This window comes from Paraclostridium sp. MRS3W1 (genome assembly GCF_032465715.1).
In the GTDB taxonomy this organism is placed as follows: domain Bacteria; phylum Bacillota; class Clostridia; order Peptostreptococcales; family Peptostreptococcaceae; genus Paraclostridium; species Paraclostridium dentum.
Genome location: NZ_JAWDJM010000190.1, coordinates 1 through 12109, shown reverse-complemented (window position 1 = coordinate 12109; position 12109 = coordinate 1). Strand labels below are relative to the sequence as shown.

Below are 12109 nucleotides of genomic sequence, written 5' to 3'. Positions count from 1 at the left end.
GACACTCCTTAAAACATTTGTGTAATTATATTTATTACCTTCTTTATATCCTCTTCGTTCATTTTTGTATCTGATGGTAAACATATGCCTCTATTAAATAAATCCGCTGATACACTTTCTATATCTAAAGAGCTAAAAAATTTATACTCTTTAAAAAAAGGCTGCATATGCATTGGTTTCCATACTGGCCTACTTTCTATATTTTCTTTTTCTAAAGCCAATATTATATCTAATGGTTTAATTTCAGATTTTACATTTATCGTAGCTACAGATAACCAGTAATTTGGCTTACCAAAGTTACATACATTCATCATTTGTATATTATCTATATCTTTAAAAGCACTTTTATAAGTTTCATAAATTTCTTTTTTCTTTTCTATTCTTTCATCAAGAACTTTCATCTGTCCTATGCCGATTCCGGCAACAACATTGCTCATTCTGTAATTAAACCCTAATTCTTTATGCTCATAATGTCTCTCATTTTCCCTAGATTGAGTAGCCCAAAACAAAGCTTTTTTTATATATTCTTCATTATCTGAAACCATCATCCCACCACCAGAAGTAGTGATTATCTTGTTTCCATTAAATGAATATATACCTATATCGCCTATAGTTCCACTTTGAGCTCCTTTGTAAGTTGCACCTAAAGACTCCGCCGCATCTTCTATAATTGGAACATTGTATTTATTACATATATCTTTTAACTTATCGTAATCTGCACTTTGTCCATATAAATTAACTACTATAACAGCCTTTGGCATTTTTTTATTTTTCTCTGCATCATCAAAAGCTTTTTGAAGTGCAATTGGACTCATGTTCCAAGATTCATACTCAGAATCTATAAACACAGGCTCTGCACCTTGATATATTATAGGATTTGCAGTAGCTGAAAAAGTTAATGTTGAACAAAATACAATATCTCCTTGTCCTACTCCTAAACACTTAAGTGCTAAATGTATTCCACTAGTTCCACTAGCTAAGGCTGTAGCAACTTTTGACTTTGTGTATTCACATACTGCTTTTTCAAAGTTGTTAACATTTGGTCCAAGTGGGGCAACCCAATTTGTATAAAATGCTTCATTTATATAATTTAACTCCTCTCCTCCCATATGAGGGGAAGATAGATATATCTTCTTTTCCATTTTTATAACCTCTATTGTTTTGGTTTTGCAGGACATCCAATTGCAACAACATTTGATTTTATATCATTTATAACTGTAGCTCCTGCACCTATTATTGTTTTTGACCCTACACTTTTATATTGAATAATAGTTGAGTTTGCTCCTATATGAGTTTCTTCTCCTATAGTCACTCCTCCACATAATGTTGCTCCAGGTGATATATGACAAAAATCACCTATTTTATTATCGTGTTCTATAATTGCTCCAGTGTTTATAATCACATGACTTCCAACTTCACTATTTGCATTTATTACGGATCTAGCCATTACAACAGTTCCTTCTTTTATAACTGAACTTTTACTTACAATGGCACTTGGATGAATGGCTGTAAAATATTTTAAGTTTTTAAATTTATTATATATTTTCTTTCTTGTTTGATTATTGCCTATTGCTATTACATACTCAGTGTCTTCACTATTATAAAGCATTGCATTTTCTATCTTGTCAATTATTTTATATCCCATAAATTCTGATATTTTTTCATTATCATCTAATAATCCTTTAATTTTTAAATCATTCCCAGAATCTATCATAGCTTCGATAATTTCAATTATTACAGATGAATGGCCTCCTGCACCTATAACAATAACTTCTTTCATACAATCACCTACTATTGATTACCTTTAAATTTATCCATAGTTACATGGCCATCTTTGCTTATTCCATCTCTTTTTAAAACCTTAAATATAGTTAAGAAAAGAATTTTTATATCAAGTAAGAGATTCACATTATCTACATACTCAACATCCATTTTAAATTTCTCATCCCAATTTAAATTATTTCTTCCATTAACCTGCGCCCACCCTGTCATTCCTGGTCTAACTTCATGTCTTCTAAATTGCTCTTTAGAGTATAAAACTATATATTCAACAAGTAATGGTCTTGGTCCAACCAAACTCATATCTCCTTTTAACACATTTATAAGTTCTGGTAACTCATCTAAACTTGTACTCCTAAGAAAATTTCCAAATGAAGTTACTCTTTCCTTATCAGATAGTGGCTCCCCAAACTTATAATAAGCTTCTAACATTGTCCTAAATTTTACTATTTTAAAGACCTTACCATCTTTTCCTACTCTATCTTGAGTAAAAAATATTGGAGATCCTAACTTAATCCTTATTAAAATAGCTATGATAATTAAAATAGGAGAAATTAATAATCCACCTAGCGAAGAACCTAAAATATCAATAGCTCTTTTTATAAACTTCTGCATAAATTCTTTCCACCTCTTTTAAGCTTTATTATCAGCATAGTCTAAGCGTAAATCATAGCTTATTGACGAAACACTTCAAGTCCGCGGTCTTCACTTACTCTTGTTTGCTTCTTCAGGTGTAATATAAGTTGGAACTAACTCTCTCATAATAATATCAATTAGCTCTACTCTTTCTTTGTCTACTATAGCTTTTAAAAATTCTAAATTCATCTTACATTTTTCTACGTTAATACTAATTGGTTTTCCTATAAATATTTTTTCATGACTTGTATCAGTCAGTCCTTCCTCACTCATAAGCAACTCTTCATATAACTTTTCTCCTGGTCTAAGCCCTGTAAACTCGATAAATATATCAACATCTATCTCAAATCCACTAAGTTTGATTAAGTTTTTTGCTAAATCAACTATCTTAACAGGCTCTCCCATATCAAGTACAAATATCTCTCCACCTTTTGTCATTGCGCCTGCTTGTATAACAAGTTGTACAGCTTCTGGAATAGTCATAAAATATCTAGTGATTTCTGGGTGAGTTATAGTTATTGGTCCGCCTTCTTCAATTTGATTTTTAAATAATGGAATAACACTTCCGTTACTACCTAAAACATTTCCAAATCTAACAGCTACAAACTCTGTTTCACTTTTCTCATTCATAGTTTGTATTATCATTTCTGCAGCTCTTTTTGTTGCTCCCATTATATTGGTTGGATTAACAGCTTTGTCTGTAGATATAAGCACAAACCTTTTAACTTTGTATTTATCAGCTAAAACTGCTACATTCTTTGTTCCAAATATATTATTTTTTACAGCTTCACTTGGGTTTTTTTCCATAAGTGGAACATGTTTATGTGCAGCTGCATGAAATACTACATCTGGTTTATACTTTTTAAATATATCATCCATACGCTCTTCTTCTCTAATTGATGCTATTACTGTAATTAAATTTAGGCTCGTACCATATTTTCTTACTAATTCTTGTTGAATTGCGTATGCGTTATTTTCATAGTTATCAAGTATTATAAGTTGTTTTGGGTTTAAGCTTGATACTTGTCTGCATAATTCGCTACCTATGCTTCCACCTCCACCCGTAACTAATACTACTTTATTTTGTAAATATCCACTTATTTCATCTAGGTTTACTTTTACTGGATCTCTACCTAGTAAATCTTCAATTTGAACATCTCTAATTTTTTTTATATCTACAATTCCATCTATAATTTCAAATATACCTGGAATAGTTTTTAATTTACATTTTGTTTTCTTACAAACTTCTATAATATTCTTTTTATCTTTTCTACTTATATTAGCTATAGCTATTATAATTTCATCAATATCATATTTAGTTACTATAGTGTCTATGTCTTTTACCATACCTATAATAGGTACGTTATGCATTCTTCTACATTGTTTTTTTATATCATCATCTACTATTCCTATAGGCTTTTTTAAAAGTTTAGGATTATTTTTAAGTTCTTGTATTACTATATCTCCTGCACTTCCTGCTCCTACAATAAGGACCTTAGATGGTTTTTCTTTTAATCTACTTCTTATTAAAACTCGCCTTCCTGTTCTGTAGGTAAGTCTTGCCCAACTGATTAGCGAGGTTGTTATTATTAAATTCAGTATATAAAAAGTTTGTTGAAATTCTATTCCTATCAATAAATGAATTGAATAAGTTGCAATTATTGATAATATACATGCAAATACTATTGCTATTAATTCTTCTTCTCCTGCATATCTCCATAGATTTCTATAACATTTGCAGATAGATAAAACAACTATACTTACAATAATAAAAGTTAAAATTTCATATAATCCTACATCTTGTAATTTATATTTAGAATATATTATCCAGTTAGAAATTAGAAAGGCTAATACTATACATACTATATCTGTTGCAATTAAAATTAGTTGCCTAATTTTGCACATGCTTATATCCAACTACCAATATAGTTTTATATAAATTTTTATTTATCATTTTTTTTGACACCTTCCTTAGGTCTTATATATTCAAGTAAAAATATAATAAATAAGGATATCATGATTCCTAATATCGCTGATATCGCTATGATTGTTGCTTTGTTTGGTTTTATAGGTTGGTTTGGAACTACAGCTTTATCTATTACCTTAACGTCATTAGCTTGTGTTATTCTTTTTACTTCTTGTTGAAATGCTGTTGGTATAGCATTAGCTATGTCTGTTGCTCTTTTTGGATTTGTATCTTGAACTGATACTGAAATGATTTGCGTTTTATTGATTGATGAGACGTTTACCTTGTCTGAGAGTTCTTCATATCCACATTTTAAATCTAGTGAATTTTCTACTTCATTTAATACTGATTTTGATTTTATTATTTCTCCATAAGTTACTGCTAATTTTTCAGAAACACTGAGCTGTTCAGTTGTTATCATTTCAGACCCAGTTTTTTTATTAATATCTACTAAAAGAGTTGTATTCGCTTCATATACTGGATTTACTCCAAAGAAGCTTACACCTGCACTTACAAATATTGCTATGAATGTTATTAAAAATATTATCCATGATCTTCTTTTTATAATTTGTAAGTATCCTTTTATGCCAATATTATCCTCCATTTTTGACCTCCATTGACTTTATTTTACAATTCCATTGTTTATTCTACATATTTTTCTACCCTCTTTATCTTATTAAATTGATTTATTTTATGTGACTATTTTTTTCATTTTAAAAAGATACATTTTACTACCAAGGCTACAGTAAAGCTTTAAAGGTAGCTACAACTTATATTTTTTATTTTTCGCTAACTTATTTTCGTTATGTTATAATATTTAAGTTGTTTTAAATTTTATTACATGGGGGGTGTAATTTTGGTAATACGGTTTAATTTTGTAGTTTTACTATGTTTTTTATGGGCTTATATATTTCTTAGAAGTCTTTTATGTTTTATAAATAGTAAAAGTTTTAATTTTAAAAATGAATGCATTAATCTTGGTTTATATATGTCTATAGTTGCAGTAGTTGCTATGACATTATTTCCAATTAGATTAGACGTTCCTTTTTCTAAGTTTGAGATTTTTAATTTAATACCATTAAAAGTTCCTATAAGTACGTATTTAACTCGTGGCTTAATGTACTTTTTATATCAAAACGTAGGAAATCTAGTTTTATTTATGCCATTTGGTTTCTTTGCTTGTGCAAAAACTAACTGTAATATCAAAAAGGTTGTTTTTGCTAGTTTAGCATTAACTTTATTTATAGAATCTACTCAAGGATTTATCCCTTATAGATTTTGTGAAATAGATGATGTTTGGTTAAATACTTTAGGTGGATTTTTAGGATCTTATGTGTATATTAAATTCATAAACTATTTTAGAAATTTAAAAAGAGATGACCAATCTTAGTTGGGCGCTTGAACACAAATATAAGTTTTGCTACCAAATCTAAAATAAAGCTTTAAAGGTAGCTACAACTTATATTTGTATTCTTCGCTAACTAATATCTCATCTCTTTTCTTATTTTTAAATTATTTATATTCTACACTTTTCCTTAGAATATCCATTAGGATTGTTCTTGTGCCAATTCCAAGCATCCTCTATTATCTTTTCTAGAGAATCAAACTTAGGATTCCATTTAAGTATATCTTTAGCTTTTTCACTAGAAGCAATAAGAACAGCTGGATCTCCACCTCTTCTTTCTTCCGCTATTGCAGATATATTAAAATCAGTTACCTTTCTAGCTATATCTATAACTTCTTTAACTGAATATCCATTGCCATTTCCTAAGTTGAAAATATCACTTTTATTTCCTTTTCTTAAATACTCTAATGCTTTATAATGTGCATCTGCTAAATCCATAACGTGAATATAATCTCTTATACATGTACCATCCTTTGTATCATAATCATTTCCAAATATACTTATATGTTCTCTTTTACCTAAAGGAACTTGCAGTATTAATGGTATTAAATGGGATTCTGTTTTATGATCTTCACCTATACTTCCATCAAAGTAGGCTCCTGCAGCATTAAAATATCTTAATGATACATACTTAGTTTTATAAGCATTATCAAACCATTTCATCATTTTTTCCATTGCTAATTTTGTTTCCCCATAAGTGTTAGTTGGATTTGTCTCATCAGACTCCATTATAGGTATATTTTTAGGCTCTCCATATGTAGCCGCCGTTGATGAAAATACAATTTTATCAACATTGTTTTCTTTCATAACATCTAGTAAACACATCATTCCATATACATTGTTATGATAATACTCATATGGTTTTTCCATACTTTCTCCAACTAATGAATTAGCGGCAAAGTGTATAACAGCTTCTATTTCATTTTCTTTAAATATTTTATCTAAACTTTCTTTATCTCTTATATCACAGTTATAAAACTTATCAGTTGATAAAGCTTTTTCATGACCTGTTAATAAGTTATCTACTACTATTACATCTTCATTTTGTTCAATAAAATATTTAGTTGTATGACTTCCTATGTATCCTGCTCCCCCAATTATAAGAATACTCATCTATGTTCCTCCTAATTTATAGAATATTTTAAATTTAATTTATAAATAGATTTTTAGATTTTAAAAGTCAAAGGTTCTATTTTCCTTTGACTTTTAAAGTTTATTAATTCTTAAATTTATTAATTATTGCATCAACTATATATTTGCTAGCATTTCCATCACCATATGGGTTGCATGCTTTTGCCATAGAATCATAAACAGATTGATTTGTTAATAATTCCTTTGTCATATTATATATTGTTTCTTCTTCAACTCCTGCTAATTTTAAAGTTCCAGCATCTATACCTTCTGGCCTTTCTGTTGTGTCTCTCAGTACTAGTACAGGCTTACCTAAAGATGGAGCCTCTTCTTGAATTCCACCACTATCTGTCATTATTATATAAGCTTGATTCAAGAAGTTATGGAAATCTAATACTTCTAAAGGCTCTATTAAGTGAACCTTACCACTATCTCCAAATATTTCATTTGCAGTATCTCTAACTAAAGGATTTAAATGAATTGGATATACAACTTGAATATCTTCAAACTCATCTACTATTCTCTTTATCGCTTTAAACATACCTTTCATATTTTCTCCCAAATTTTCTCTTCTGTGAGCTGTTAAAAGTATCATTTTGTCATTTCCTAATTTTTCAATAACTTCATGCTTAAAATTTTCTTTAATAGTAGTTTTAAGTGCATCTATAGCCGTATTTCCTGTTACATATATATCCTCTTCTTTTTTTCCTTCTTTTAATAAATTTTCCTTTGAATTTTCTGTCGGAGCGAAGTGCATATCTGCTATAACTCCTGTAACTTGTCTATTTACTTCCTCTGGATATGGTGAATATTTGTCATACGTTCTTAATCCAGCTTCAACATGCCCTACCGAAACTTGATTGTAAAAAGCAGCAAAACTTCCTGATAAAGTAGTTGTAGTATCTCCATGGACTAATACTATGTCAGGTTTAACTTCTTTTATAACTTTATCTAAGCTTTGCAGTGCTCTAGTTGTTATATCAACTAAAGTTTGACCTTGCTTCATTATATTTAAATCATAATCTGGTTCAATATTAAATGTATCTAATACCTGATCCAACATTTGTCGATGTTGAGCCGTAACACAAACTATACTTTCTACTTCATTTCTACACTCTAATTCTTTAACTAAAGGAGCCATCTTTATAGCTTCTGGTCTAGTCCCAAATACTGTCATAACTTTTAATTTTTTCATATTTTCTCCCTACTATATTAAATATTTTTTGTATTAAACATATAATAGATTCATATAATATAATATATATTACTTTGGAGGTTTCTTATGGAAAAACATCTTTTAACTCATAGAAACTTAGAACATAATGAAATTCTATTATATTCTAAACATATACGTAGTTTTCTGGATATTAAAGAAAATAATCTCTATAAAAAAAATCATATATATGAATCAAATGATATTGTTTATTTAAAAAACATACTACTTAATATATTAAATTTAAGTTAGTGTGCATAACTATAAATATATACCTAGGGAATACCTAGGTATATATTTATAGTTTATATACTTTTTTATCTATATCTAAAATATTTCTAGTGTCATATATTATCTTATTTTTTAATAAGTTAATATTTTCTTTTATATGACTATGTGCAACTAATATTACTACAATCTCTACATCATTTATAAATGTTTCAAAATTATTAAATTGATTTTCAAATTTTTTATCCTTTATCCATGGATCATATATTTTTACACCTTCTATATGATTTTGTTGCATTAAGTCCATAAGTTGAAGGGTTGGACTCTCTCTCATATCATCAATATTTTCTTTATATGTCATTCCATATAAACCTACCTTTTTGAAACTATCTATATTGTTTTCATTCATTATATTTTGAATTCTTTCTAATACGTACTTAGGCATAGAATCATTTACAACCCTTGCAGATAATATAGTATGTACTATTTCTGGGTAATCACCTACTAAAAACCAAGGGTCTACAGATATACAATGTCCTCCTACACCCGGCCCTGGTTGAAGAATATTTACCCTCGGATGCTTGTTGGCTATCCTTATAAGTTCATAAACATCCATACCTTCTGATCTACAAATTTTAGCTAATTCATTAGCAAATGCTATATTTATATCTCTGAAAGTATTTTCAACAACTTTGCTCATTTCAGCAGTTTTTATATCTGTAACAACAATTTCTCCTTTACAGAAATTTTTATACCATGATTTAACCTCTTCTCCAATAGATCTATCATCTGCACCTATAGTTCTTGAATTGTGTTCTAATTCATAAACCATATTTCCTGGAATTATTCTCTCTGGAGCATGAACTAAATGAATATCTTCTCCTATAACTAATCCCTTTTCCTCTACTAAAGGTCTTATATGTTTATCTATAGTTCCTGGAGATACAGTTGATTCTATTACAACTATACTTGGAATTTTACATGTCTCTAATACTGTATTTACAGCTTTTATTACATATGATGGATCTATCTTTTTGTTTTCCTCTATATATGGAGTAGGAACAGTTATTATATACTTATCAGTTTCTACGTATTTATCTGAAAATTTTATGCCACTTCTTACAGCTTTTTCGTATAAATCTTCTAATCCATTTTCTTCAAATGTTAATTTACCATTATTTAAAGTTTCTACTAAGTTTGTATTTAAATCAGTTCCTATTACATCTACATTATTAGCTGAAAACATTAGCGCTGTAGGTAATCCAATATATCCTAACCCTATTATATTTAAGCTTTTCATACAACTACTCCTTGATTCTTTTTATTTTTTATTTAAATAAATTTATTTATATTTTCTATTCATTTTAAAATAATTCTTTAAACTGATTACAAATTGATCTATAATCATGTAATTCTACTTTTTTCACATCAGCTTCATATGAGCAAACGCCATTTTTAGACCATTCTAAATATTTAGTATATATATATTTTTTTAGATTCTCATAATCTAATTCATCATTTACTTTTTCATAAGCAATTCCTAAGTTATATTCTCTTATAATTGAAGTCATTTCACTACTTTCTAAATTACCGTTTATAATTCCTATAATATTTTTCTTATATGACATATACTCTAAAAATTTTCCTGGTAATACGCCTTTATGGTTATTATCATTCCATGTTGATACAACTAATAAGTCAGCCTGTGATTGCAAATTTATTGACTCACTTCTTGAAATATACCCATAATTCCGAATAATTTCCGTTAAATTATATGCATTTGCCTGTTTTTTTAAATAATCAATTTCTGTTCCTGCATAATTAAACATAATATTGTTTTTGTCTATTTTTTTTTCATTAATTAGCTCTCTTATAGATTTAAAAATTGGAGATAAATCTCTTTTTCCTGCATATGTAGTCCCTGTATAAACAAATGATAGTTTTTTTAATTCTAAATTATTTTTTGTTAATTTTATATCTTCCATATCATATCCATTTGTGATAGTAAATGACTTCTCTTTATACTTACCTTCAGTTATCATTTCTAAATTTCCATTAGATACAGCGGTTATATAATTTGCTTTTTTACACATTTTAGATTGTATATATCTACTAATTTTATTTTGAATATTTTCTTCTGAATTCAGTACCATAGGGTCCCTAAAATCGCATATCCAATTTATATCTGGCACAATTTTTTTTATCGCTTCTCCAACTAAGTGGCTTCCTAGTGGTCCATATGTAGATATAACCACATCATAACTATGAATATTAATTTTTTCTTTTTTTATACTTTTTAAAACTTGTGATTTATAGTCCATATCTTGTCCTAATGTAGTCAAGTACGTTAATAAATGTATAGAATTTTTCAAAAACTTTTTTAGTGTATTTGATTTATTATTATTTTTTTTATCGTTGTTATTGTCTTGAATTGTCCCTTTGGGAAAAATTTTCTTATTTATTTTATATAAAATAAAAGCTATTTTTTGATATGCATAGGAATGACCTATTCTTATACATTCTATATTCTCTATGTCTTTTTTCAAATTAACATCCTCTTTTACATCTATAGGCATAAATAACAATTTATTATCTTTACTGCAAATAACTGTTACATTGTAGCCTAAACGACTAAAATATTTTGCTAACTTAGTTCCTCTTACTGCTCCCATCATATTTGCAGGTGCAAAAAAGTACGATACAATTAATATATTTTTCATTTTATGTACTCCTAAAAAATTACTTTTATAAATAATCATATGATTATTTATAAATTCTATTATACTTTTCTTCTATAAAATTCTCCGCTTATAATATACATTGTGTAGAATAGTACTCCAAAATTTATTATCATTTCACTTCCTGTAGATGTAATTAAAATAATTATAGCCAATGCTCTTGGGAAGTATTTAGTTTTTACAATCAAATTCACCATCATCCAAAGATATATTCCAAATCCAATTATCCCATTGCAATATATCAAATACGGTATAGCTGTCATGTACACATCATTTGTGCCTCTTCCATATCCGATTATTCTATATATAGTTGGAATATGGTTTTCTAAAATTAATTCTAATGATTTGAATCTATATCCAACCGCAGCTCCATTAAGTCCACCATCCGTTATTACTCTAGTAAATATTTTTTCAATGTATGGCAATTTTAAAACGATAGGTGAAATTATTACTAGAATAATACATGCAACTATACTTCCTAAAATGAAACTAATTTTTAAATTTCTATTAAAAGCTTTTTGAATTGCCCACATTCCCCAGGTTACTATTAGTAAAAACATACCTAAGGAAGACCCTGAACACACAATAGCTGTAGAAATTATAATTGCATTTTTTAAATCTAGTTTACTGTCTACTCTAAATAAAATATATACTAGGTATACAAAGATATATTGTACCAAATGAGTTGGCTCTAAAAAAACACCTGTAGGTCTATAAAAAGTTAGATAATATGTAGACGCTTCTTTTAAAATAAAAGATTCATCCATTACTTTTAATCCAGGAACTCTCCACGGTAATGTTACATGTAATATAATAAAAAAAGAAAATTGAATAATTGTGTATATAGAAATTATTAATGTTGCATATTTTAAAATTTTTATACCAAATTTAAAATCAAAATAATCAAACCCCATAATTAATATTAAAATGTATAATAGAAATCTTATAGTAGATAATATTTCTACTCCACTATCTAAAATTAATTGAATTAAAAATGAAATAATAATATATAT

Annotated in this window: 11 protein-coding genes; 1 reads left to right on the top strand and 10 read right to left on the bottom strand. The window is 27.9% G+C overall.

Features of this window, described 5'->3' with window-relative positions; genetic code table 11:
* Nucleotides 1-8: 8 nt before the first annotated feature.
* The 5 genes from RWY47_RS16540 to RWY47_RS16520 form a co-directional block, all read right to left on the bottom strand.
* Nucleotides 9-1142, bottom strand: coding sequence for a DegT/DnrJ/EryC1/StrS family aminotransferase (locus tag RWY47_RS16540; RefSeq protein WP_224170699.1), 1134 nt, complete (start codon nucleotides 1140-1142; stop codon nucleotides 9-11).
* Between the two features lie 11 nt (nucleotides 1143-1153).
* A complete protein-coding gene (locus RWY47_RS16535) occupies nucleotides 1154-1780 on the bottom strand; it encodes an acetyltransferase (protein WP_224170698.1) in 627 nt (208 codons plus the stop codon).
* 11 nt (nucleotides 1781-1791) lie between these two features.
* Entirely contained in the window at nucleotides 1792-2394 is a 603-nt protein-coding gene (locus RWY47_RS16530; protein WP_224170697.1) for a sugar transferase, read from the bottom strand.
* Nucleotides 2395-2484: 90 nt separating this feature from the next.
* Nucleotides 2485-4320: a polysaccharide biosynthesis protein gene (locus RWY47_RS16525; RefSeq protein ID WP_224170696.1), complete on the bottom strand. Its 1836-nt coding sequence runs from the start codon at nucleotides 4318-4320 to the stop codon at nucleotides 2485-2487.
* A gap of 38 nt (nucleotides 4321-4358) precedes the next feature.
* Nucleotides 4359-4985 (bottom strand): YveK family protein, encoded by a 627-nt coding sequence (locus tag RWY47_RS16520; protein WP_224170695.1) that lies wholly within the window; start codon nucleotides 4983-4985, stop codon nucleotides 4359-4361.
* A gap of 252 nt (nucleotides 4986-5237) precedes the next feature.
* On the opposite strand from RWY47_RS16520, the gene RWY47_RS16515 reads away from it, so the two are divergent.
* Nucleotides 5238-5771 (top strand): VanZ family protein, encoded by a 534-nt coding sequence (locus tag RWY47_RS16515; RefSeq protein WP_224170694.1) that lies wholly within the window; start codon nucleotides 5238-5240, stop codon nucleotides 5769-5771.
* 126 nt (nucleotides 5772-5897) lie between these two features.
* Here RWY47_RS16515 and galE read toward each other — a convergent pair whose 3' ends face one another.
* From galE to RWY47_RS16490, 5 genes are all read right to left on the bottom strand, one after another.
* Nucleotides 5898-6899 carry a UDP-glucose 4-epimerase GalE gene (gene galE, locus RWY47_RS16510; RefSeq protein ID WP_224170693.1) on the bottom strand — a complete coding sequence of 334 codons (1002 nt, stop codon included), beginning with the start codon at nucleotides 6897-6899 and terminating at the stop codon, nucleotides 5898-5900.
* A 103-nt stretch (nucleotides 6900-7002) separates the two neighbouring features.
* The gene (wecB, locus tag RWY47_RS16505; RefSeq protein ID WP_224170692.1) at nucleotides 7003-8112 is read right to left on the bottom strand and encodes a non-hydrolyzing UDP-N-acetylglucosamine 2-epimerase; all 1110 of its coding nucleotides are present in this window, start codon (nucleotides 8110-8112) and stop codon (nucleotides 7003-7005) included.
* A 316-nt stretch (nucleotides 8113-8428) separates the two neighbouring features.
* Complete coding sequence (locus tag RWY47_RS16500; RefSeq protein WP_224170691.1) at nucleotides 8429-9658, bottom strand: nucleotide sugar dehydrogenase; 1230 nt, start codon at nucleotides 9656-9658, stop codon at nucleotides 8429-8431.
* A gap of 64 nt (nucleotides 9659-9722) precedes the next feature.
* Complete coding sequence (locus tag RWY47_RS16495; protein WP_224170690.1) at nucleotides 9723-11078, bottom strand: hypothetical protein; 1356 nt, start codon at nucleotides 11076-11078, stop codon at nucleotides 9723-9725.
* 59 nt (nucleotides 11079-11137) lie between these two features.
* Nucleotides 11138-12109: hypothetical protein (locus tag RWY47_RS16490; protein ID WP_316030374.1), on the bottom strand; the 972-nt coding region annotated here is incomplete at its 5' end.

Excerpts from the sequence above, each read along its gene's own strand:
- RWY47_RS16540 (WP_224170699.1), bottom strand. The coding sequence starts at position 1,142 with ATGGAAAAGAAGATATATCTATCTTCCCCTCATATGGGAGGAGAGGAG.
- RWY47_RS16535 (WP_224170698.1), bottom strand. The coding sequence starts at position 1,780 with ATGAAAGAAGTTATTGTTATAGGTGCAGGAGGCCATTCATCTGTAATA.
- RWY47_RS16530 (WP_224170697.1), bottom strand. The coding sequence starts at position 2,394 with ATGCAGAAGTTTATAAAAAGAGCTATTGATATTTTAGGTTCTTCGCTA.
- RWY47_RS16525 (WP_224170696.1), bottom strand. The coding sequence starts at position 4,320 with ATGTGCAAAATTAGGCAACTAATTTTAATTGCAACAGATATAGTATGT.
- RWY47_RS16520 (WP_224170695.1), bottom strand. The coding sequence starts at position 4,985 with ATGGAGGATAATATTGGCATAAAAGGATACTTACAAATTATAAAAAGA.
- galE (WP_224170693.1), bottom strand. The coding sequence starts at position 6,899 with ATGAGTATTCTTATAATTGGGGGAGCAGGATACATAGGAAGTCATACA.
- wecB (WP_224170692.1), bottom strand. The coding sequence starts at position 8,112 with ATGAAAAAATTAAAAGTTATGACAGTATTTGGGACTAGACCAGAAGCT.
- RWY47_RS16500 (WP_224170691.1), bottom strand. The coding sequence starts at position 9,658 with ATGAAAAGCTTAAATATAATAGGGTTAGGATATATTGGATTACCTACA.
- RWY47_RS16495 (WP_224170690.1), bottom strand. The coding sequence starts at position 11,078 with ATGAAAAATATATTAATTGTATCGTACTTTTTTGCACCTGCAAATATG.